Consider the following 21,325-nt stretch of genomic DNA (forward strand, 5'->3'; position numbering starts at 1 on the left):
TCGCGCCCGAACTCGTCATCGGTCCCGATCACGATGCGGTCGGGTCGCTTGAAATCCGCAATGGCCGCACCTTCGCGCAGGAATTCGGGGTTGGAGACGACCGCAACCCGGTGGCCGCGCTCGCCCGCAGCGCCGCTTTCGGCGATGATCCGTTCCACCGCATCGCCGGTGCCGACCGGAACGGTGGATTTCGTGACGACGACGGTATCGTTGCAGAGATGCGTGCCGATTTCTTCGGCAACGCCGTGAACATAGGACAGATCGGCATGGCCGTCGCCCCGGCGGGCGGGGGTGCCGACCGCGATGAACACCGCGTGTGCGCCCTCGATCCCGTCGGCAAGGTCGGTGGTGAAGGACAGCCGCCCGGCTGCGACATTGGCCGCGACCAGCGCATCGAGCCCGGGTTCGTAGATCGGCATCACGCCCTGGTGCAGGCGGTCGATCTTGGTCTGGTCCTTGTCGATGCAGACGACATCATGGCCGAAATCTGCGAAACATGCCCCCGAGACTAGGCCGACATAGCCCGATCCTACCATCGCGATCTTCATTAACGGGAACTCCTGCTTTCAATACGAATATCGCCGTCATTCTCGACGGCCTGGATGTAGCGCCGGCTTGTCCCCTCCAGAACCACCGCCGTCAAGCGACCGGTGCGACCCTAATCCACATTTGCCATCCAACTGCGGCCAAACTGCCAGAACCCCTATAGATTCGCAGCGCTGGTATGCTGTCGAAAATCAGGCCAGATACCCCGCGTGTCGTAGATCAGCGCACGGCTGCGTTCCTCGGCAGGGATCGCGCGGAACAGATCGTGGTCCACCAGCACGATCAGGATACCGCATTCCTCCAGGGCCGTGTCGATATCGACCAGCGCCGCGCCGGTGCCGGCGAATTCTTGCGGCAGGCTTTCGGCATAGGGTTCGACGACAGCGATCCTGTCACCGAAGCGCCGCGCCAGCGTGGCGGCTACCAGACGTGCCGGGCTTTCGCGGAAATCATCGATATTGGCCTTGAAGGCGAGGCCGAGGCAGCCGACCTTCAGGCCGGGATTGTCGCCGACCAGACGCGCCGCATTCTCGATCACATGGCGCATCTTGGCATCGTTGACGGCACGCCCGGTGCGGATCAGCGGTGACTGGTCGGGCGCGCCGTGGATGATGAAATAGGGGTCAACCGCGATGCAATGGCCGCCCACGCCCGGCCCGGGCTGCAGGATATTCACGCGCGGATGCCGGTTCGCAAGGCGGATCACCTCCCATACATCCAGCCCCATCGCATCGGAGATCATCGACAATTCATTGGCGAAGGCGATGTTCACGTCGCGATAGGCATTTTCGACCAGCTTGCACATTTCCGCGCTACGCGCATCAGTGGTGACGCAGGTGCCGCGCACGAATCGCTTGTAGAAGGCCAGCGCCTTGCGCGCGCAGCGCGGGGTGATGCCGCCGATGGATCGGTCGTTATTCGCCAGTTCCTCGAGAATACGTCCGGGCAGCACCCGTTCGGGGCAATAGGCGATGGCCACGTCCGGCGTGCCGGCGGCAAGCCCCGGCATCGCCAGGTCGGGACGCAGCGCGGCGATCCGGTCGCGCATCTGTTCCGTCGTACCCACCGGGCAGGTGGATTCGAGGATGATCGTGTCGCCCTTCTTCAGAACGGTGGCCACATCATCCGCTGCACTCATCACATAAGATAGATTGGGCGTGTGATCGCCGTCTTTCATGAACGGAGTCGGCACGGCGATCACGAAGACATCCGCAGCCTGCATCTTCGTGCTGGCTTTCAGCAGGCCGCGCTGCACGACGCCCTGTACCAGCCCGTCCAGATCCACCTCTTCAATATGGATTTCGCCGCGATTGATGGTGTCGACCACCTGCTGCGACACATCGACACCGGTGACGGGGCAATTGGCCCGCGCGATGATCGCCGCCGTCGGCAGCCCGATATAGCCAAGGCCGATCACGCAGACTTCAGGTTTGCTCTCGCCGCGCATCTTACAATTCCGTTTTTCTTTTCAGTGCTGAACGCCATAGCGCTGCGAGGGTAAAGATTGCAGTAACGCTTCAGGGCTCAGCCGGCCAGCACGTCCACGATGCGGCGTGAAGCCTTGCCATCGCCAAACGGATTATGCGCCCGGGCCATGGCGGCATAGGCCTCCGGATCTCCCAGCAGCCGCCGGGTTTCAGCGACGATGCGCTGCCGGTCGGTGCCGACCAGCCGCGCCGTTCCGGCCTCTACACCCTCGGGCCTTTCCGTGGTTTCGCGCATGACCAGTACGGGCTTGCCCAGCGCGGGGGCCTCTTCCTGCACGCCGCCGCTGTCGGTCAGCATCAGCGTCGCAATATCGAGCAGGCGGGCGAAATGCGGATAATCCAGCGGTTCGAGCAAGGCGACATTGTCAAGCCCGTCCAGCTCTGCCGCCATGATCCTGCGAACATTGGGGTTGAGGTGGACGGGGAAGATGATCGCCACATTGTCCAGTTCGGCAATCTCGCGGATCGCGGCGGCGATGGCGGCCATGCCATCGCCGAAATTTTCCCGCCTGTGGCTGGTCACCCCGATGACGCGGCGACCTGCGAATCGCTGCGCGACCGGCGCGAGGCCTGCTGCCAGTTCCGGCTCGTCAGCGATGCGCGCCGTTATCCAGTGCAGTGCATCGATCACCGTATTGCCGGTGACGTGAATGGCGCCGGGATCGACATTCTCGCGCCTGAGCGCGGCAGCGGCGGTTTCCGTCGGAGCGAAGTGCCAGCGGGCGAAACTGCCGACGATCTTGCGATTCGCTTCTTCGGGCCAGGGATGGTGAATATCGCCGCTGCGCAATCCCGCCTCGACATGAGCGACGGGAATCTTGCGATAATAGGCTGCGAGCGCGCCGCACATGGCGGTCGCGGTGTCGCCCTGAACCACCACGATGTCCGGCTGTTCGATGTCCAGTATCGCTCCGATGCCGGTAAGCAGCTTTGCCGTCAGCGCATCCAGCGACTGGTCGGGCTTCATCAGGTCGAGATCGTGATCCGGGCGAATATTCGCGATTTCCAGCACCTGGTCCAGCATGCCGCGATGCTGGCCCGACACGCAGATGCGCGCATCGAACCGTTCATCCGCCGCCAGCGCATGACACAGCGGAAACATCTTGATGGCTTCGGGACGAGTCCCGAAAACGCTGAGAATCTTGCGCGGCAGCTTCATGCAGCAAGCCTTAACGACTGCCGGTTAACAGGCATGAAAGGTCTGGTAGCCTCTACCCGCTTCAGCCCTGCGGCGGAGCGGCGAGATTGTTCTCCGGCGCGGCATCGACCGGCAGTTCGGCCTCCCGCTCCGCTTCCAGGCGTTGCATATATTCACGTTCGATCTGTTCCACCCGCTCCTGTTCCGCCGCAGCCTCGCTATCGATGGCGGACAGGCGTTCGGCACGCGCGGCGGCGATCAGCTGACCGAACCGCACCGAATCGGCGGTTTCCCTCTCGCCATAGGCGCGGCGGATCAATTCCTGCGTGCAGCCGGTGAAACCGCCGGCACCCGCAGTCGAGCAGGAAAGCGTGCCGAAATCGCCGATCATCTCCAGCCTCTCGACCCGCTGCGCCCAGCTTTCATTCGCCGGGTCGTCGCTGAAGCGCAGGTTTTCCGGAATGCGGAAGCGGTCGGCCTCCGGGAGGCGGGCGACGACGACGATCTCCTCGCCAACGGCGGCAGGCACCTCATCGTCGCCATAGACGATGACCATGCGGTACTGTTCCTCGCCCGTCCCCACGACGCCATCCGCGGCAGTCTGCGCCATTGCAGGCGCGGAAAAGCCGAATGTCGCGGCAAGCAAAGCTGTGGTTATCAGGCGTTTCATGGCAATACTCGTTTCTGGCGTTCGTCGATTTGGCAACAGGCACCTGATGCACTGAACCGTTTATGAAGCGTTCGGAATGGCCCGCCGTTCCAGAGCGTGCAACCGTAATCGGCTGCCCTCGTTCAGATGCGTTCCGCCAGGCGAATGGCTGCGCGGCAGCCGAGGCGAATGGCACCGGATAGCAGCGGATAGCCGAACGCCTTTTCCGCCCCATGGGCAAGCGCCGTGTCGCGATGCTGGCGTTCGTCCTCGCGAAAATCCTCGATCATGCCGGAAAGTTCGGGGTCGGTGCTGCCTGCACCCGCACCATGCATCTCCAGCTCGTCGAGCTGGTCGGAATAATGGCGGTCGATCTCCTCCTCCACCGCAGCGGTGCAGGCCATGGCCGCTTCCGGCCCCAGCAGGGCCGTCACCGCTCCCAGTGTGTAACCGGCGGCGGACCAGAACGGTTGCAACATGGTCGGGCGGACCCCGCGCCGGGTCATCAGCGCGTTGAATGCGGCATTATGCCGGTCCTCCTCGCTCGCCATGGCGGTAATCTCCGCTGAATGCGGAGCGCGATCGCCCATGACGGCAAGTTGCCCCGCGTAAATGCGCGTGGCCCCATATTCACCGGCCTGATCGACGCGGATCATGCGTCCGACATCGGTTTTCCTGTCGATACCGGCGCGGGCGCGGGCCGCCGCGATGCCCGCATGTTCGGAAGCCGGCGCGGCCGGCGGCGTCACGGCCATGGTCCTGTTCATGTCGTTCACAGATCGAGCACCTTGCGTCTGGCCAGCAGCCACAGGATCCACAGGCCGCCGAATGTGGAGAGCAGGAAATTCATACCCGCCAGCGAAACGCCTGCAAAGGTCCATGGTGCCATGTCGCAGCGAATCAGCGGCGCATTCATGATGGCGTCGAGCGCGTTACTCCCCGAAGCGGCCGCCGGGCCGGTGCAGGCGGTCACCCCTTCCCACCAGCCATATTCGACCCCGGCATGGAATCCGCCGATGATCCCCGACGATATGATGGCGATTCCTGCGAAGGCGACCCACAGGCGGGGCGGTGCGGCCACCAGCGATACGAAGGCAAGGCCAAGTGCCGCAAAATGCGGATAACGCTGCCACCAGCACATCTCGCAAGGATAGAGCCCGAAGCCGAATTGCGCCAGATACGCCCCGCCCAGCGCCAGCGCGGGTACGCCGAACGCCAGCCTGCGGGCGAGGAGGGCCGAGGGTGTGTCGATCATTATGCGCCTCCCCGGTTCTTACCGCCGGCGGGCCACCGCATTGGGTGCCGTGCGCCGCAGGGTCTGCAAGGCATAATGCAGCTGAAAATCCTCGATCCCCTGTTCCTTCAATTCTTCCGCCGTCTGCTGGAAGCGCGGATCGGCGATGGCGTCCTGCTCCAGTGCCTCGTCCTTCAGCCCCGCTTCGTTCACCAGATGGCCGCGCAGATCGGATTCGCGCAGGCGGAATTTTGCCCGCCGGGCAAGGTCCGGATCGGAAATCTGCGGCACGGCAATGTCCGGCTTGATGCCGCCTTCCTGCACCGAATGACCCGAAGGCGTGAAATACCGCGCCGTCGTCAGTTTCAGCGCGCTGTTGCGGGTCAGCGGCAACAGAGTCTGCACGCTGCCCTTGCCGAAGCTGCGATCCCCCATGATCACCGCGCGGCGATGGTCCTGCAGCGCACCCGCGACGATTTCGGACGCACTCGCCGAACCGGCATCGATCAGCACGATCATGGGCACGCCCTGCGCAATCTGGCCGCGGAATACGCTCTCGGCATCATACATGATGGTTTCGCCACGCGCGCGGCCGCGCTGCGAGACGATCTGACCTTCATCCAGGAACAGGTCGGACAGGGCCACCGCCTCATCCAGCGAACCGCCGGGGTTCGACCGCATGTCCAGGATCAACCCGTTGATCCGCCCGGTCGCCTGCGCCTGCATGCTTTCCCAGGCGGCGAAGACGTCGCTGCCGACATCGCGGGAAAATTCATTGACGGTGATGACGCCGAGATTGCCCGGCATCAATTCATGCGTGACCGGTTCGAGTTCGATGACGCCGCGCGTCACCTTGACGTCGAAGGGCTCCTCGCGTCCGGTGCGGAAGATGGTCAGGCGGATATCGGTGCCCGCCTTGCCGCGCATCCGGGCGACCGCATCGTCGAGGTCGCCGCCATAGATGAGTTCGCCGTCCAGATGGGTGATGTAATCGCCGGCCTTCAGCCCGGCCCGGTCGGCCGGGCTGCCGCGGAAGGGCGAGATGACCTTCACCGCGCCGTCTTCCATGATGACGGACAGGCCGAGGCCTGAATAATTGCCGTCGATCATCGTCTCCAGCCGTTCCAGATCCGATCCGTCGAGATAGGCGGAGTGCGGATCGAGGCTGGCGAGCATGCCGTCGATCGCGCCGCGAATCAGCTTCTCGTCGTCGACGGGTTCGACATAGCTCGCCTTGATTCGCTGATAGGTGGCGAATAATTTCGAAAATTCCGGCCCTGCGCGCCCGTCCACCTGCGCCATGCCTGCGGTCGTGGCGGGGATGAGGGCCACGGCGGTGACGAGTGCGGCGGAGCGGGCAAGAGCGGCGAGGTTCATGAAGCGTGGCACTCTTTCAGATCGGGCTTTCGAATCCGGCCCATGCCTATAGGCAAGCAGGCCTGAATACCAGATGAGGATGGATGGCCCGCTTGCAAGAGGCCGCAGCGTGCCTTCATCATTCGCCTCAGTCGAGATGATCGAGCGGATTGACCGGCACACCGCCCCGCCGCAGTTCCAGCATGACGATGGGCCTGCGCGCAGCCGCCGTGCCGAGCGAGGTGCCTCCCACCAGCGCCTCCCCCACGCTCACATCGGTCCGGGCGAGTCCGGTAACGAGGCTCGTCCAGCCCCCGGCATGTTCCAGGATCACGATATTGTCGTAACCACGATACGGTCCGGCAAAGGCGACCCTGCCCGCCGCAGGAGCCACGATCTGCGCGCCGCCGATCGGGGCCAGCGAAATGCCGCGGCGGGGCATACCGCCGTCACCTATCGAGCCGAAGCCCGCCACCGCCCTGCCCTGGACCGGCAGCTGGTATCCCAGGGGCGGCGCAGTCGCCGCAGGAACGGGAGGCCCTGAACGAGGCGGCCCGACGTCAGTATCTGCCGCCACGACTTCCGATGCCTGCGGCCGGGCCGGGCGCATGATTGGCCCGGGCAGGGCGGCCAATTGCCGACGCAGCGCACCGGCCGCATCCAATCGTTCCACCAACGTGTCCAGGTCGCGCGCCTCCTCCGCCAGCGCCAGCGCACGTTCCTCTTCCCTGTCCGCATCGCCGACCGCCTGCCGCGACGTAAGGCGCTGGCGTGTCTCGAGGCCGGCGAGTTCCTGCCGCCGCCTGGCAAGCGCCCGTTCCTGTCCGCGCAGAACCGCGAGGGCCGTGCGCCCTTGCGCTGCCAGATTTTCGCCGCGGGCAATCTCGGCACGCAAGGCCGCGGTACGCTGCCGAACCCGCGGTATCGTCGTTTCCAGCATCGCCCGCAGATAGACGGTCTCCTGCAGCGAACCGGGTCGCAGGGCCGACAGGGCCAGCGGCCGGCGCGCCATTTTCTGCAATGCGGCGGTCAGGCGGATGAGCGGCTTCTGCCGCCTCGCCAGTCTTTCCCCCAGCATGCGGCGTTCCGCATCGATCAGGGCCAGCCGTGCCGTGCCGATGGCGATGCCCGCTTCCGCTTCCTGGATATTGGCGGCAAGCGCAGCGGCCTCATTCGCGGTACGCTCTGCCGCCAATGTGGCCGAACGCGCCCTCCGGTCCAGCACTGCACCCCGCCGGCGCGCTTCGCCAGCCGCCGCGCGGGCGCGGTTCAGCGCCGCACGGGCATCCTGCGTATCATCGTATGCAGCTGCGCTTGCACGGTCGCCCGCCTGAGCCAGTAATTGCGATCCTGTAAGGCCGGTAACTGCGATGCCGAGCAGCGCCGCCGACAGCATTGTCAGGACAGCGAATCTCCCTGTCCGAATGCCCGGGCAAGGCTGGCCATCACGCACGATGATAGGGATGTCCGGCAAGGATGGTGGTCGCGCGGTAGAGCTGTTCCAGCAGCATGGCGCGGGCCAGAAGATGCGGCCAGGTCGCCGCACCGAACGACAGGATCAGATCGGCACGGCTGCGTTCGGCGCTGGAGAAACCGTCGGCAGCACCAAGGTGGAAGCGCGCCTCGCGGATGCCGTTGTCTCGCCAGCCGCCCAGGATCGCCGCAAAATCCTCCGACCCCAGGGTCTTGCCGCGTTCATCCAGAACCACGTTGCGCGACGGCGGCACGGCTTCGGGGACACGCCCGCCGCTGTCGGGCAATTCGGTCAGACGCAGCGGCCACGCCATCCGCTTTTCATATCGCGCGACCAGTTCCGCTTCGGGCGAGCGGGCGATCTTGCCCCTGGCAATGACATGCAGCAGCACGCCGGCGCTCCCTTCCTCGCGTTACAGGCGATCGGTCAACTGTCGCCGACGGGTGGCGCGTCGCCGAAGGCCCACATGCGTTCCAGATTGTAGAAGCTGCGCACTTCGGGCCGGAACAGGTGAACGACCACGTCGCCCGCATCGACCAGCACCCAGTCGGCGGCGGGCAGACCCTCCAGCCGAACCGGACCGTAGCCTGCCTTCTTCAAATTTTCCGCCAGTTTCTGCGCCATGGAGGCGACCTGCCGGGTCGACCGGCCGGAACCAATCACCATGAAATCGGCGATCGAGCTTTTGCCTTCCAGCGGGATCGAAACGACATCCTGCGCCTGATCGTCCTCCAGCTGATCGAGAACAAGCTTGTGCATCGCATCCTTCTCCTCCGCGCTCATGCGCGTGGGTGCGCGGCCATGGCGACTGGCTGCCTGGCCTGCGGGCGCAGCTCCAGGCGATGGCGCGCCGGCCTCACCGGGTGCGGGGCCGTTCTCGTCGGACGGGGTGTTCGCCTGGTTCATCGGCGGTCGATTTTCTCCTGAGGTCATTCGGGCGCGCCGGACCGGGCCGGGCCGCCTGAAACGGGAATGAGACGCCGGGTCACGGCATCGCGAAGCAATGTGGTGTCGGATGGCGGCCGGCGCGTTGCCCAATCGGGATCGGCGCGGCGCAGGGCCGTTGCCGAACGGGGATCGGGATCGAAACGCATCAAAATCAGAGCCGGTGTGCCCCATCCGCCCGCTTGTCTGAATCTGGCGGACGACACTCGATAGCGCCGCAGCCATGCCATCGCCGGGCTCGCGATGGCGGCGGCATCATAACCGGGCCGGGCGATAACCGCAATCGGCATCATCCGCGCGATCTCGCGCCAATCCTTCCAGAGATGAAACTGCGCCAGATTGTCGGCGCCCATCAGCCAGACGAATTCCCGCTTCGGCCAGCGCATGGCAAGGGCGCGCAGCGTGTCCACGGTGTAACGGGTGCCCAATTCGCGCTCCACGGCGGTGACGCGAATCGGGGCGCGCCGCGCATGGACCTGCGCCGACCGCACTCTGGCGTGCAATGACGCCATGCCTTTCTTCGGCTTCAGCGGATTGCCGGGGCTGACCATCCACCAGACCTCGTCCAGCCCCAGCTCCGCCATCGCGAACCAAGTAATGCGCCGGTGCCCGCCATGCGCGGGGTTGAAACTTCCGCCAAGCAGTCCGGTCAGTCGTGCCGCCATTCGCCGTTCAGTGCTTCGGTCGGTCACCGGCCATGGCGTCCCGGCGATATTCGCCCTGCCGCTCGATCATCCAGCCGGGATAGGTGGGTGCCGGCGGCGCCGCGGCATCAAGGCGTGTCATGTCTTCGGGCGACAGTTTGACGGAGGTCGCGCCCAGATTGTCGTTCAGCTGATCGGGTTTGCGCGCACCGATGATCACGCTGCTGACGAAGGGTTTGGCCAGCAGCCAGGCCAGGGCGATCTGCGGGACGGTCACGCTTTTTTCACCGGCAATTGCCTGCATAACCTCGACCGCATCGAAACCCTTGTCCTTGTCGATCGGCGGGAAGTCGAACTCCTTGCGGCGACCTTCCTCATCGCCGCTGCGTGTATATTTGCCCGTAAGGAATCCGCCTGCAAGCGGGCTCCAGACCATCAGGCCCACGCCCTCGCTCTCCAGCATCGGCACGATCTCGCGCTCCAGGTCGCGCCCGGCCAGCGAATAATAGGCCTGTAGCGACACGAACTTCTCCAGCCGCTGCCGTTCGGACAGGCCGAGCGCCTTGGCGATCTGCCAAGCCGCCCAATTGGACACGCCGATATAGCGGACCTTGCCTGACCGCACGATATCATCGAGCGCCCGCAGCGTTTCCTCCATCGGCGTCGCCGGATCCCAGCCGTGGATCTGGTACAGGTCGATATGGCCGGTCTGCAGCCGCTGCAGGCTCGCATCCACCTGGTTCATCAGGTGGTGGCGCGAGGCGCCCCGGTCGTTGACGCCCTCGCCCATCGGGCCGAGTGCCTTGGTGGCCAGCACCACATCGTGACGCGCGATCCCGCAATCCTTCAGCGCCTGCCCGGTAATCCGTTCGGACAGACCATTGGAGTAGACATTCGCGGTATCGATGAAATTGACCCCGGCATCGATGGCCGATGTCACCAGCATGTTCGATTCGGACTGGTCCAGAGTACCGATGGCAGTCCACATCCCCTTGCCGCCGAAGGTCATGGTGCCAAGGCAGAGTTCGGAAACGAACAGGCCGGTGTGGCCAAGGCGGTTGTAACGCATGAAAGAAGCCTTTGTGCCGGGGAGCCGCAATGCCTGGCGGACCGGCCCGGCAGTCTGCCGAGGCGATCGGCATCGCGAGGTCGTGAAGAACCCGGATAAACTGCCCGAATAGGCATCGGTTCCCGTGAAATCGGATTAATATCCGTTCAGGAACTTCGTTTCACCCTGACACGGTCTCGGCTCACCCCTGAATCGCGCGCCCGGATTCGATTCAGCAAACAAGCCTTGCTAGCGGGCCGCCAGAAAATAATGACGGGAAATTTGGTCGTCTTGAACATGATCACCAATGCAGGCGGCGCAGGCCGCCGATTTCCGAACCTGTTTCCCGACCGCGAATTCATCATGCGGTCGCAAGGGCAGGTCCGATTCGTGACACTTTCCTCACGTGTGCAGATCGGCATCGCAGCTGCCTTGCTGCTGGCGCTGCTGGTCTTGCTTGGGTCGCTCGGCGTAATGATATCGTCGCAGAACCGCGCCGAAGCGGATCGCTCCCTCCTGCTGTCGCGCGCTGCCGCGGCGGAAGATGCACGGGAAACCGTCGACGCCTATCGCGATGATATAGACGCGGTCGCCAGCGATCTGGCAAAACGGCAGAAATTTATCGAGGAGATGGTCGAAAGGCTGCCCGCAGATCTGAAGGCGGATGGCGAATCGCCCGCAGGCGAAGGTGCGGAACAGGCCGGCGACGCAGCACGGACAGCGGCAAAGATCAGTGCCATATTGCCGGAAGCAACGATGCTCGCCCGGATCGAGGCGCGGCAGATCGATTTCGCTGATCGCCTTACCGCCTATGCCGACCGCCGGTCGGAAAGGGCAACCGTCGCCATTCGGCAGCTCGGCCTCGACCCCGACGCCATTCTTCGCGGCGAGCAGCGCACGGCGATGGGTGGTCCGCTCGAATCGGCCGATCTCGATCCCCGGTTCGAGAAGCTGGGCCTTTCAGTTGCGCGCATGGCGGCGCTGGAGCGCGGTTTGCAGTCCATTCCGCAGGCAATGCCGGCCAGCATGGATGCAATCTCGTCCGGCTTCGGCTTCCGCAGCGACCCGTTCAGTGGCAGCGGCGCGATGCACAGCGGCCTCGATTTCCGGGGGCCGACCGGCGCACCGATCTATGCGGCGGCGAACGGCCGCATCAGCTTCATCGGCATGAAATCAGGGTACGGCAAGGTCGTCGAGATCACACATGGCAATGGCCTGATGACGCGCTATGCCCATATGTCACGTTTCAACGCCCGGCCCGGACAGACAGTAGAGGCAGGCGAAATCATCGGGGCGATCGGCAGCACCGGGCGATCCACCGGACCGCATCTGCATTTCGAGGTCCGCATTCACGGCCGCGCGGTCAATCCCCGGCCCTTTCTGGAAGCCGCACCAGACGTTCTTGAAAAAGCGCGCGGCGCCTGACGGAACAGAAGGCGCAGCGCAGGTTTACAGTTCCTGTTCGCGCAGGGCCTTTCGGTCGAGCTTGCCGATCATCGTCTTGGGCAGTTCCGGGCGAATAGCCACGGATTTCACGCGTTCATGCTTTCCGATGCGCGCATTCAGCCATTCCGCAAGTGCGCCCTCACCAGCGTTCGCACCGGTCTTCAGGGTGACGAACGCCTTGGGCATCTCGCCGCGGTAATCGTCAGGCACGCCGATCACCAGCGCTTCCTTTACCGCAGGATGTTCGACCAGCACGTCCTCGACCTGGCTCGGGAAGACCTTGAAACCGCCTACGGAGATCATGTCCTTCGTACGGTCCACGATCTTCACGAAGCCCTCGGCATCGATCGTCGCCACATCGCCGGTACGCAGCCATTCCTCGCCATCGATGCGGACGAAGGCGCTGGCCTGCATGTCGGGGCGGTTCCAGTAACCCTTCATGACCTGCGGGCCGCGGATCACGATCTCACCGGGTTCCCCCGGCGGTGCCGGCTTAGTGGCGTCTTCCTTGTCGCGCAGGCGCAGGCGCGTCTGCATCACGGGCTGCCCGATGGTGCCGGGCTTGCGCTGTCCTTCGTAAGGGTTGACGGAAACCACGCCGGCACTCTCGGTCAGACCATAGCCTTCTACCAGCCGCGCGCCGCTCACTTCCTCGAACCGGTCGCGGACCGGCGCAGGCAGCGCCGCACCACCGGAAATGCAGATCAGCAAGGACGAAAAATCCGTTTTCGTGATGCGCGGAGTGTCGAGCAGCGCCTGGTACATCGTCGGCACGCCGGAAAAGGCGGTGGGGCGAACGCGATCGATTGTCTTCAATGTCTGTGTTGCATCGAAGCGCGGCAGCATCGCTATGCAGCCGCCCTTCAGAACCGTGCGGTTCAGCACGCAGGTGTTGGCGAAGACATGGAACAGGGGCAGCACGCCCATGATCATGTCGCGGTCCTCCGGAAACGGGTCCAGCGCCTGCACCTGCTGCGCGTTGATCGACAGATTGGCATGGGTCAGCATCGCGCCCTTCGGCACGCCGGTCGTCCCGCCGGTATATTGCAGGACGGCCAGATCGCTTCGCGCGTCGATCGTGACTGGCCTCGGATCGCGATCCTGCAGGCAATCGCGCCAGTGCCGCACATCGCCGCGATCCGGGATGGCAGCGGCCTGACGACGGCCCAGGGTCCGCAGCGCCAGGCCCTTCGTCACCGGCAGCAAGTCGGCCAGTCGCCCGACGACGAGCCGTTCGAGCGAGGAATTGTCAATCACCTCCATCGCGGTCGGCAGCAGTGCGGGGACATCCAGCGTGACAAGCAGGCGGGTGCCTGAATCCTCGACCTGCGCACTCAGTTCGCCCGCAGTATAAAGCGGCGAGAAATTTACTACCGTCGCCCCGGCCAGCATCGCTCCGTAATAGGCAGAGACGTAGATCGGGACGTTCGGCAGGAACAGGCCGACACGGTCGCCCTTCTCGATACCCATGGCCTGGATGCCGGATGCGAAACGCCGCGCTTCTGCAAGCAGCTGCACATAGGAATAGCGGCGGCCGAGAAAATCGACGCAATGGGCGTGCGGGGTGCGCGCGGCCGTGCGTGCGAACATTTCCGGCAGCGAGAACGCCTTGAAATCCGTGTTCCAGGGCACGGGATGCCCGTAATCGGCAGGTTGCGGATGTTCGGGAGTCGCAGGTCCGGACGATGAGGAGCTTTCTCTGCTTACATTCATGTAAGTGCAATGCCGGATCGGCCCTTGTCCGGCAAGTGTTTTGCAGGGCTGGCCTGCTACTGCGGGTCCTTGCCGGGAAGCCTAGCCTTCGTCGATCTCGCGATTGCTTTCGGGCGCGTTCCCGCTCGCGTCATCATGCGGATTTTCCGGTTCGGCGGCGCCTTCCGTGCGGCGGCGTTCCAGCCATGCCGCAGCCTCGGCCTCCTGTGCAGCCTCGCCCGCTGCCTTGGTCTGGGCCTCGCGCTCGGCGCGCAATTCCTGGATCAGGCGTTCGCGGTCGCTGCCGGAATCGATAACGGCGGGCACTTCCTCGCCCTCTTCGGTCTTGATGTTCTTTGCAGCCTTGGCGACCACCGCATCCAGTTCGCGCTGCGAACAGAGGCCCAGGGTGACCGGATCCTTCGCCTGGATGTTCTGGATGTTCCAGTGGCTGCGATCGCGGATCGCGCCAATGGTGTTGCGCGTGGTGCCGATCAGCTTGCCGATCTGCGCGTCCGAAACCTCGGGGTGATTGCGCAGGATCCAGGCAATGCCGTCCGGCTTGTCCTGACGCTTGGAAACGGGGGTGTAGCGCGGCCCCTTGGTGCGGGTCACCTCGATCGGCGCCTTCTGCATCTTCAGGACATAGGATGAATCCTGCTGGCCGCGCTCGATTTCCTCCTGCGTCAGCTCGCCCGAATGAACGGGGTCGCGACCGGTATATTTGCTGCTGGCGAGATCGTCGGCCATCGCCTGCACTTCCAGAATGTGCAGCCCGCAGAATTCCGCAATCTGTTCAAAGCCAAGCGCGGTGTTGTCGATCAGCCAGGTGGCGGTCGCATGCGGCATCAGGGGGGTGGGTTGCTTGGCCATGATCGTTCTTTCTGCCTGTCGGTCGCGCGGCGGCAAAGACCTGCCGGAAAGCGCGCTGAAAATATAAGGGCCGCCCCTTGCGGAGCGGCCTTCCGGGTAGGATTTACGCTATTGCGCCGATAACGGCAAGGTCTTTACCGAGGGCGGCGGCGAAGCGGCAGACGCTACTCACCGACAGAGAGCACGATCTTCCCGATATGGTCGCCCGATTCCATGTAGGCGTGGGCTGCGGCAGCCTCGGCAAGCGGGAAGGTCCGGTCCATGATCGGCGCCAGCGTCCCGTCGCCGAACAGGGGCCAGGCATTTTTCGAAATTTCGTCCGCCAGCAGCGTCTTGAACTGGATCGACCGGGGCCGCAACGTCGATCCGGTAAGCGTCAGCCGTTTCTGCATGATAACGGCCATGTTGATGTCCGCCTGCATCCCGCCCAGGACCGCGATCGTCACGTGGCGGCCATCCTCGGCAAGACATTGCAGATTGCGCATGACATAGTCGCCCGACACCATGTCGAGCACGAGATCGACGCCCCTGCCATTTGTCAGCCCCTTTACCTCCGCCACGAAATCCTGCGCCTTGTAATTGATTGCATGATGCGCGCCGATTTCCAGCGCGCGGGCGCATTTGTCGTCGGTTCCGCAGGTCACGACGACCGTCAGCCCGAACTGCCGCGCCAGCATGATCGCCATGGTGCCGATCCCGCTGGTGCCGCCGTGGACCAGCAGCGTCTCGCCCTCGCCTGCCCAGCCGCGCTCGAATACATTGTGCCAGACGGTGAACAGGGTTTCGGGGATCGCAGCAGCCTGTTCCATCGTCAGGCTATCCGGCACCGGAAGGCAGTGGCCGGCAGGCACGATGCAATACTCGGCATAGCCGCCGCCCGGCGCCAGGGCGCAGACCGCCTGACCGGGCATCAGGCAATCGACATCCGGGCCGCGCGCAGCGATGGTGCCGGAAATTTCGAGACCGAGCAGCGGCGAGGCGCCTGCCGGCGGCGGATAGTGCCCCTTGCGCTGGATCACGTCGGGGCGGTTTACCCCGGCGAATTGAACCTTCACCAGAACTTCGCCCGCGCCGGGCTTCGGCACGTCCATCTCGGCCAGTTTCAGCACCTCGGGGCCACCCGGAGCGTCATAGTGCACCACGGGCATGCGTTCCGGCACGCGATCCTGTGCTGCGTCGATCATTATCTGCCCCTGTTGCCCCAATGCCCTACCTGAGGATTAGCGGCGGCAGCCATTGACAGCAAGCGCGATAGATTGCGATGCTGCCATTCCGATGGACGAAGCCGACCTGCCCCGCCGCAAGGGCGACCATGCCAGCCAGCTTAAGGCTGAGGATCTGTCCCCTTACAGCCAGGAAGAACTGGCCGAGCGCATCGCCGCGCTGGAGGCGGAGATCGTCCGCACGAATGCGCATGCGGACAAGGCGCAGGCGCATCGCACGGCCGCGGAAGCGTTCTTCAAGGCGCCGGACAGGTGATGCCGGTGCCGGCGGCATTCGGGACGGCCATGCGCCTGCTCCCGCAGCTGGCACCGGCACTAGTCACGGCACCGGACAAGCTGCCCAATTCGCTCTCGAAATCGCGAAATCGCGCCCCATATAGGCTGCGTTCACTGCATCGGGGCATGATCTGCCCACCCGGCCCGGCGCCGGAACCCACGATGCCCCTCTGCACGAAAGATGATTGATGCCAAGTTTCGCCCAGAACCTCGAGAAGACGCTCCACGCCGCGCTGACCAACGCGTCCAGCCGCAGCCATGAATATGCCACGCTCGAACATCTCCTCCTCGCTTTGGTCGAGGATGAGGAAGCGGTGCAGGTCATGAATGCCTGCGGCGTCGACATTGCCGAACTGTCCGACGTGGTGAAGCAATATCTCGACCAGGAATATCAATCGCTGAAGAGCGACGATGGCGGCGACCCGCAGCCCACTGCCGGGTTCCAGCGCGTGATCCAGCGCGCGATCCTGCATGTGCAGTCGAGCGGCAAGGATACTGTCACCGGCGCGAACGTTCTGGTCGCCCTGTTTTCCGAGCGCGATTCCTATGCCGTCTATTTCCTGCAGCAGCAGGACATGAGCCGCCTCGATGCGGTCAGCTTCATCAGCCACGGAATCGGCAAGGGCGGCAAGAGCGATCCGCGCGCGCCGCAGGGCGCCGAGGATGGCGAGCCTGCCAAGGACGAAAAGAACAAGAAGGAAACCGCGCTCGACCAGTTCTGCGTGAATCTGAACGAGAAGGCGGAGAACGGGAAGGTCGATCCCCTGATCGGCCGCGGCCCGGAAGTCGACCGGACCGTCCAGATCCTCTGCCGCCGCAGCAAGAACAACCCGCTCTATGTCGGCGACCCCGGCGTTGGCAAAACTGCCATCGCCGAAGGACTTGCGCGCAAGATCGTCGAAGGCGACGTTCCCGAAGTGCTGGAGGACGCGGTCATCTATTCGCTCGACATGGGCGCGCTGCTGGCCGGTACCCGCTATCGCGGCGATTTCGAGGAGCGGCTGAAGCAGGTCGTCAACGAACTCGAGAAAATGCCGGAAGCGGTGCTCTTCATCGACGAAATCCACACCGTCATCGGTGCGGGCGCGACCAGCGGCGGGGCGATGGATGCGTCCAACCTGCTCAAACCCGCGCTGTCCGGCGGCACGATCCGCTGCATCGGTTCGACCACCTACAAGGAATTCCGCAATCATTTCGAAAAGGACCGCGCGCTGCTGCGCCGGTTCCAGAAGATTGACGTGAACGAACCGACGGTTGAGGATACAGTGAAGATCCTGAACGGGCTGCGGTCCGCATTCGAGGATCACCACAAGGTGAAATACACCTCGGACGCCTTGAAGACGGCGGTGGAACTGTCGGCGCGCTACATCAACGACCGCAAATTGCCGGACAAGGCGATCGACGTGATCGACGAGGTCGGCGCGATGCAGATGCTCGTGCCGCCCAGCAAGCGGAAGAAGAAGATCACTGCGCGCGAGATCGAGCAGGTCATCGCGACCATGGCGCGCATCCCGCCGAAATCCGTCTCCAGCGACGACAAGAAGGCGCTGGAAAATCTGGAGCGCGACCTGAAGCATGTCGTCTTCGGCCAGGATCCCGCCGTGCACCGCCTTGCCACGGCCATGAAGCTGAGCCGGGCGGGCCTGCGCGATCCGGACAAGCCGATCGGTTCCTTCCTGTTCAGCGGCCCCACGGGCGTCGGCAAGACCGAAGTCGCGCGGCAGCTGGCCAGCATCATGGGCATCGAACTGAAGCGGTTCGACATGTCGGAATATATGGAGCGCCATTCGGTCAGCCGCCTGATCGGCGCGCCTCCGGGCTATGTCGGTTACGACCAGGGCGGATTGCTGACCGATGCCGTCGACCAGAACCCGCATTGCGTGCTGCTGCTGGACGAGATCGAGAAGGCGCATCCCGACCTGTTCAACATCCTGTTGCAGGTGATGGATAATGGCCGGTTGACCGATCACCACGGCAAGACGGTCGATTTCCGCAATGTCGTACTGATCATGACGACGAATGCGGGCGCTGCCGACATGGCGCGCAGCGGCATCGGTTTTGGCGACGTGTCCAAGGAAGATGCCAGCGAGGAAGCGGTGAAGCGGATGTTCACGCCCGAATTCCGCAACCGCCTCGATGCCATCGTGCCCTTCGCCTATCTGGGCCGCAGCACTGTCAGCCGCGTGGTCGACAAATTCGTGCTGCAGCTGGAGCTGCAACTGGCGGAACAGAACGTCCACATCCAGTTCGACAGCGATGCACGCGACTGGCTGGCGGACAAGGGCTATGACCGTCTGTATGGCGCACGGCCGATGAGCCGCCTGATCCAGGACAGGATCAAGCAGCCGCTGGCCGAGGAACTGCTGTTCGGCAAGCTGTCGGATGGCGGCGAGGTCCATGTCAGCATGAAGGACGGCAAGCCCAATTTCGAACTGACCCCCGCCCCGCCGAAGCCGACCCGCAAGAAGAAGCGCAAGGCGGCAGCGGAAAAACCGGAGGAGGAAGGCGACATGGCCGAAGGCTCCGGCGATGCCGCGGATGTGAGCGATGGCGAAAGCACCGAATAGTCTCGCGGGCACCGGGGATTGAGGAACAGGGAAGGCTCGCCGTTCATTTGGACACGGTGAGCCTTCCTTTTTCCTGGATTCGACCCGACCCGCACGGCATCCATGTTGGCCCGGCAGATTGCTGGATCGATCCGTCGAAAGCGGTGGACAAGGCGCTGGTAACGCATGGCCATGCCGATCATGCCCGCGGCGGGCATGGGCAGACCGTGGCGACACCCGAAACGCTCGCCATCATGAAATTGCGCTATCAAACCGGCGAAGGTCCGGCGGGCGGCGATACGTCTCCGGTCGAATATGGCGAGACGATCCGCCTGCCGGGCGGCGTGGATGCCACCTACATCCCTGCGGGCCATGTGCTGGGCAGCGCGCAGATCCTGCTGGAACATGCCGGGGAAAAGGTGATCGTCACCGGCGATTACAAGCGGCGCGCCGATCCGACCTGCCCGCCTTTCCTCGTCACCCCTTGCGACATATTGATAACCGAGGCCACGTTCGGCCTTCCCGTTTTCGAACACCCGCCGATCGCGGATGAAATGGCGAAACTGCTCGGCGCGTTGAACGACAACCCCGACCGCTGCGTGCTGGTCGGCGCCTATGCCCTTGGCAAGGCGCAGCGCGTGATTGCCGAGTTGCGGGCTGCGGGCCATCGCGACACGATCTACCTGCATGGCGCGATGGAGAAAATGTGCCGTCTGTACGAAGATTTCGGCATCGATCTCGGTGCGCTGGCGCTCGTCGCCGATCAGGCGAAGGACGATATGCGCGGATCCGTCATCATCTGTCCGCCCTCCGCCCTCAACGACCGGTGGAGCCGCCGCCTGCCCGACCCGATCACCGCCATGGCCAGCGGCTGGATGATGGTTCGCCAGCGCGCCCGCCAGCGCAATGTGGAACTGCCGCTCGTGATTTCGGATCATGCCGACTGGAACGAACTGACCCGCACGATCGAGGAGGTGAATCCGCAGGAAACCTGGATCACGCACGGGCGCGAGGAGGCGCTGCTGCGCTGGTGCCAGCTGACGCAGCGCCGCGCCCGCGCCCTGTCCATGGTGGGGTATGAGGATGAAGATGATTGAGCGGGCGGGCTGAGGCGTGGAGGAATTCGCCGCCCTGATCGACCGGCTGGTCTATACCGGCAGCCGCAATGCCAAGCTGGCGCTGATCGCGGATTACCTTCGTGCGACTCCCGACCCCGACCGCGGCTGGGCACTTGCCGCGCTGACCGACGGACTGGATTTCAGCGCGGTGAAGTCCTCCACCATCCGCACCATGATGAAGGATCGGGTCGATCCGGTCCTGTGGACGCTCAGCCGCGACTTCGTCGGCGACACTGCCGAATGCGCCAGCCTGCTGTGGCCTGAACCGCTGGGGCAGAGGGACGTGGCACCGGGCGTTGCTGAAGCGGTGTCGCTGCTGTCCGGCATGACGCGCGGCAATGTGCAGGCCGAGCTGCCCCGATTGATGGACCGGCTCGATTCCTCGGGCCGCTACGCCCTGCTCAAGATGGCGACCGGTGCGATGCGGATCGGGGTTTCGGCGCGGCTGGGCAAGGTGGCGTTCGCGCAGGGCTTCGACGTGTCGGTCGACGAAGTGGAGGAATATTGGCACGGCCTTGCCCCGCCCTTTGCCGAATTATTCGCCTGGGCCGAAGGCGGCGAAGCGCCCGATACCGAGAACTTGCCGCTGTTCCGCCCCTTCATGCTCGCGCATCCGCTGGAAGACGCGGTCGTCGACATGGATGATTATGCGGCGGAGTGGAAATGGGACGGCATCCGGGTGCAGCTCGTCCACGCGGGCCTTGGCGAAGACGCCGAAACCCGCGTCTATTCCCGGTCGGGGGATGACATCTCTGCGACCTTCCCCGAAATGGTCGCAGCGCTCGAGATTCCGGCGGTTCTGGATGGCGAATTGCTGGTGCGCGGCAGCCATCAGGGGGGCGAGGCGAATGAACGCACCCAGGGCGGGGCCGCCAGCTTCAATGCTTTACAGCAGCGGCTTGGGCGCAAGACGGTGTCGAAGAAGATGCTGAGCGAAAGCCCTGCCTTCGTGCGCCTCTACGATGCGCTGATGATCGAGGGCGAGGATCTGCGCGGCTTGCCCTGGACGGCGCGGCGCGACCGGCTCGAAGCATTCCTGCCGCGGTTGCCCGCCGATCGCTTCGACATCAGCAGCATCATCGCCGCCGACAGTTTCGACAATCTGGCCGAGATACGCGAGAGCACGCGCGACGATGCGATCGAAGGCCTGATGCTGAAGCGGCGCGATTCCCCCTATGTCGCAGGGAGGCGGACCGGGCTGTGGTACAAGTGGAAGCGTGACCCGCTGCTGGTGGATTGCGTGCTGATGTATGCGCAGCGCGGCAGCGGCAAGAGGTCGAGCTTCTTCTCCGATTACACTTTCGGCTGCTGGGATGGCGACCCCGACAAGGGCGCGGAACTGCTGCCGGTCGGCAAGGCCTATTCCGGCTTTACCGATGCGGAGCTGAAGCAGATCGACCGCCATGTGCGGCAGAATACAATCAACCGGTTCGGCCCGGTACGCGAGACGGAGAAGATCCTCGTCTTCGAAGTCGCCTTCGACTCGGTGCATGAGAGCAAGCGTCATAAATCCGGGCTGGCGATGCGCTTCCCGCGCATTCACCGCATCCGCTGGGACAAGCCCGCCCATGAAGCGGACAGGATCGACACGCTGAAGGGCCTGATCCGCGACTGAGCTGGCATGCGCCGG

The 21,325-nt window shown here is 64.2% G+C and carries 20 protein-coding genes; 5 read left to right on the forward strand and 15 right to left on the reverse strand.

The genetic code is table 11. The annotated features are described in order from the left end of the window. From HG250_RS00010 to HG250_RS00065, 12 genes are all read right to left on the reverse strand, one after another. Positions 1–548: nucleotide sugar dehydrogenase (locus tag HG250_RS00010; RefSeq protein ID WP_170001584.1), on the reverse strand; the 548-nt coding region annotated here is incomplete at its 3' end. Between the two features lie 155 nt (positions 549–703). Continuing rightward, positions 704–1,993, reverse strand: coding sequence for a UDP-N-acetyl-D-mannosamine dehydrogenase (gene wecC / locus HG250_RS00015; protein ID WP_170001586.1), 1,290 nt, complete (start codon positions 1,991–1,993; stop codon positions 704–706). A 77-nt stretch (positions 1,994–2,070) separates the two neighbouring features. Further along, positions 2,071–3,192 carry a non-hydrolyzing UDP-N-acetylglucosamine 2-epimerase gene (wecB, locus tag HG250_RS00020; RefSeq protein ID WP_170001588.1) on the reverse strand — a complete coding sequence of 374 codons (1,122 nt, stop codon included), beginning with the start codon at positions 3,190–3,192 and terminating at the stop codon, positions 2,071–2,073. 61 nt (positions 3,193–3,253) lie between these two features. After that, positions 3,254–3,841, reverse strand: coding sequence for a hypothetical protein (locus tag HG250_RS00025; RefSeq protein WP_170001590.1), 588 nt, complete (start codon positions 3,839–3,841; stop codon positions 3,254–3,256). A 122-nt stretch (positions 3,842–3,963) separates the two neighbouring features. Beyond that, positions 3,964–4,476 (reverse strand): demethoxyubiquinone hydroxylase family protein, encoded by a 513-nt coding sequence (locus HG250_RS00030; protein WP_240956816.1) that lies wholly within the window; start codon positions 4,474–4,476, stop codon positions 3,964–3,966. A gap of 116 nt (positions 4,477–4,592) precedes the next feature. Continuing rightward, the gene (locus HG250_RS00035) at positions 4,593–5,075 is read right to left on the reverse strand and encodes a disulfide bond formation protein B (RefSeq protein WP_170001592.1); all 483 of its coding nucleotides are present in this window, start codon (positions 5,073–5,075) and stop codon (positions 4,593–4,595) included. A gap of 18 nt (positions 5,076–5,093) precedes the next feature. After that, the gene (locus HG250_RS00040; protein WP_170001594.1) at positions 5,094–6,431 is read right to left on the reverse strand and encodes a S41 family peptidase; all 1,338 of its coding nucleotides are present in this window, start codon (positions 6,429–6,431) and stop codon (positions 5,094–5,096) included. Between the two features lie 127 nt (positions 6,432–6,558). Beyond that, positions 6,559–7,806: a murein hydrolase activator EnvC family protein gene (locus tag HG250_RS00045; RefSeq protein WP_170001596.1), complete on the reverse strand. Its 1,248-nt coding sequence runs from the start codon at positions 7,804–7,806 to the stop codon at positions 6,559–6,561. Positions 7,807–7,855: 49 nt separating this feature from the next. After that, positions 7,856–8,275 (reverse strand): 23S rRNA (pseudouridine(1915)-N(3))-methyltransferase RlmH, encoded by a 420-nt coding sequence (locus HG250_RS00050; protein ID WP_170001598.1) that lies wholly within the window; start codon positions 8,273–8,275, stop codon positions 7,856–7,858. A 35-nt stretch (positions 8,276–8,310) separates the two neighbouring features. Continuing rightward, on the reverse strand, positions 8,311–8,667 hold the full coding sequence (gene rsfS / locus HG250_RS00055) for a ribosome silencing factor (RefSeq protein ID WP_170001760.1): 357 nt from the start codon (positions 8,665–8,667) through the stop codon (positions 8,311–8,313). Between the two features lie 146 nt (positions 8,668–8,813). After that, complete coding sequence (locus HG250_RS00060; protein ID WP_170001600.1) at positions 8,814–9,494, reverse strand: nicotinate-nucleotide adenylyltransferase; 681 nt, start codon at positions 9,492–9,494, stop codon at positions 8,814–8,816. A gap of 7 nt (positions 9,495–9,501) precedes the next feature. After that, on the reverse strand, positions 9,502–10,542 hold the full coding sequence (locus tag HG250_RS00065; RefSeq protein WP_170001602.1) for an aldo/keto reductase: 1,041 nt from the start codon (positions 10,540–10,542) through the stop codon (positions 9,502–9,504). Between the two features lie 249 nt (positions 10,543–10,791). On the opposite strand from HG250_RS00065, the gene HG250_RS00070 reads away from it, so the two are divergent. Next, the gene (locus tag HG250_RS00070) at positions 10,792–11,946 is read left to right on the forward strand and encodes a M23 family metallopeptidase (RefSeq protein WP_240956813.1); all 1,155 of its coding nucleotides are present in this window, start codon (positions 10,792–10,794) and stop codon (positions 11,944–11,946) included. Between the two features lie 24 nt (positions 11,947–11,970). Here HG250_RS00070 and HG250_RS00075 read toward each other — a convergent pair whose 3' ends face one another. The 3 genes from HG250_RS00075 to HG250_RS00085 all read right to left on the reverse strand — a co-directional run bounded on the left by HG250_RS00075 (position 11,971) and on the right by HG250_RS00085 (position 15,716). Further along, complete coding sequence (locus tag HG250_RS00075; protein WP_170001604.1) at positions 11,971–13,680, reverse strand: long-chain-fatty-acid--CoA ligase; 1,710 nt, start codon at positions 13,678–13,680, stop codon at positions 11,971–11,973. An 81-nt stretch (positions 13,681–13,761) separates the two neighbouring features. Next, on the reverse strand, positions 13,762–14,532 hold the full coding sequence (locus HG250_RS00080; protein WP_170001606.1) for a DUF1013 domain-containing protein: 771 nt from the start codon (positions 14,530–14,532) through the stop codon (positions 13,762–13,764). A 164-nt stretch (positions 14,533–14,696) separates the two neighbouring features. Then, positions 14,697–15,716, reverse strand: coding sequence for a zinc-binding dehydrogenase (locus HG250_RS00085; RefSeq protein ID WP_170001608.1), 1,020 nt, complete (start codon positions 15,714–15,716; stop codon positions 14,697–14,699). A gap of 91 nt (positions 15,717–15,807) precedes the next feature. Between HG250_RS00085 and HG250_RS00090 the strand changes: the two genes are divergently transcribed. The 4 genes from HG250_RS00090 (at position 15,808) to HG250_RS00105 (ending at position 21,310) form a co-directional block, all read left to right on the forward strand. Then, entirely contained in the window at positions 15,808–16,011 is a 204-nt protein-coding gene (locus tag HG250_RS00090; protein WP_170001610.1) for a DUF1192 domain-containing protein, read from the forward strand. Between the two features lie 208 nt (positions 16,012–16,219). Beyond that, positions 16,220–18,598: an ATP-dependent Clp protease ATP-binding subunit ClpA gene (clpA, locus tag HG250_RS00095; RefSeq protein WP_170001612.1), complete on the forward strand. Its 2,379-nt coding sequence runs from the start codon at positions 16,220–16,222 to the stop codon at positions 18,596–18,598. Positions 18,599–18,654: 56 nt separating this feature from the next. Continuing rightward, positions 18,655–19,674 (forward strand): ligase-associated DNA damage response exonuclease, encoded by a 1,020-nt coding sequence (locus HG250_RS00100; RefSeq protein ID WP_170001614.1) that lies wholly within the window; start codon positions 18,655–18,657, stop codon positions 19,672–19,674. A 16-nt stretch (positions 19,675–19,690) separates the two neighbouring features. Further along, positions 19,691–21,310: a cisplatin damage response ATP-dependent DNA ligase gene (locus HG250_RS00105; protein ID WP_170001616.1), complete on the forward strand. Its 1,620-nt coding sequence runs from the start codon at positions 19,691–19,693 to the stop codon at positions 21,308–21,310. Positions 21,311–21,325 lie beyond the last annotated feature (15 nt).

Source organism: Pseudopontixanthobacter vadosimaris, assembly GCF_012979275.1.
GTDB classification, from domain to species: Bacteria; Pseudomonadota; Alphaproteobacteria; order Sphingomonadales; family Sphingomonadaceae; genus Pseudopontixanthobacter; species Pseudopontixanthobacter vadosimaris.

Coding starts and splice junctions, on each gene's coding strand:
- wecC (WP_170001586.1), bottom strand. CDS start 1,993: ATGCGCGGCGAGAGCAAACCTGAAGTCTGCGTGATCGGCCTTGGCTAT.
- wecB (WP_170001588.1), bottom strand. CDS start 3,192: ATGAAGCTGCCGCGCAAGATTCTCAGCGTTTTCGGGACTCGTCCCGAA.
- HG250_RS00025 (WP_170001590.1), bottom strand. CDS start 3,841: ATGAAACGCCTGATAACCACAGCTTTGCTTGCCGCGACATTCGGCTTT.
- HG250_RS00030 (WP_240956816.1), bottom strand. CDS start 4,476: ATGATCCGCGTCGATCAGGCCGGTGAATATGGGGCCACGCGCATTTAC.
- HG250_RS00035 (WP_170001592.1), bottom strand. CDS start 5,075: ATGATCGACACACCCTCGGCCCTCCTCGCCCGCAGGCTGGCGTTCGGC.
- HG250_RS00040 (WP_170001594.1), bottom strand. CDS start 6,431: ATGAACCTCGCCGCTCTTGCCCGCTCCGCCGCACTCGTCACCGCCGTG.
- HG250_RS00045 (WP_170001596.1), bottom strand. CDS start 7,806: ATGCTGTCGGCGGCGCTGCTCGGCATCGCAGTTACCGGCCTTACAGGA.
- rsfS (WP_170001760.1), bottom strand. CDS start 8,667: ATGAGCGCGGAGGAGAAGGATGCGATGCACAAGCTTGTTCTCGATCAG.
- HG250_RS00060 (WP_170001600.1), bottom strand. CDS start 9,494: ATGGCGGCACGACTGACCGGACTGCTTGGCGGAAGTTTCAACCCCGCG.
- HG250_RS00065 (WP_170001602.1), bottom strand. CDS start 10,542: ATGCGTTACAACCGCCTTGGCCACACCGGCCTGTTCGTTTCCGAACTC.
- HG250_RS00070 (WP_240956813.1), top strand. CDS start 10,792: ATGACGGGAAATTTGGTCGTCTTGAACATGATCACCAATGCAGGCGGC.
- HG250_RS00075 (WP_170001604.1), bottom strand. CDS start 13,680: ATGAATGTAAGCAGAGAAAGCTCCTCATCGTCCGGACCTGCGACTCCC.
- HG250_RS00080 (WP_170001606.1), bottom strand. CDS start 14,532: ATGGCCAAGCAACCCACCCCCCTGATGCCGCATGCGACCGCCACCTGG.
- HG250_RS00085 (WP_170001608.1), bottom strand. CDS start 15,716: ATGATCGACGCAGCACAGGATCGCGTGCCGGAACGCATGCCCGTGGTG.
- HG250_RS00090 (WP_170001610.1), top strand. CDS start 15,808: ATGGACGAAGCCGACCTGCCCCGCCGCAAGGGCGACCATGCCAGCCAG.
- clpA (WP_170001612.1), top strand. CDS start 16,220: ATGCCAAGTTTCGCCCAGAACCTCGAGAAGACGCTCCACGCCGCGCTG.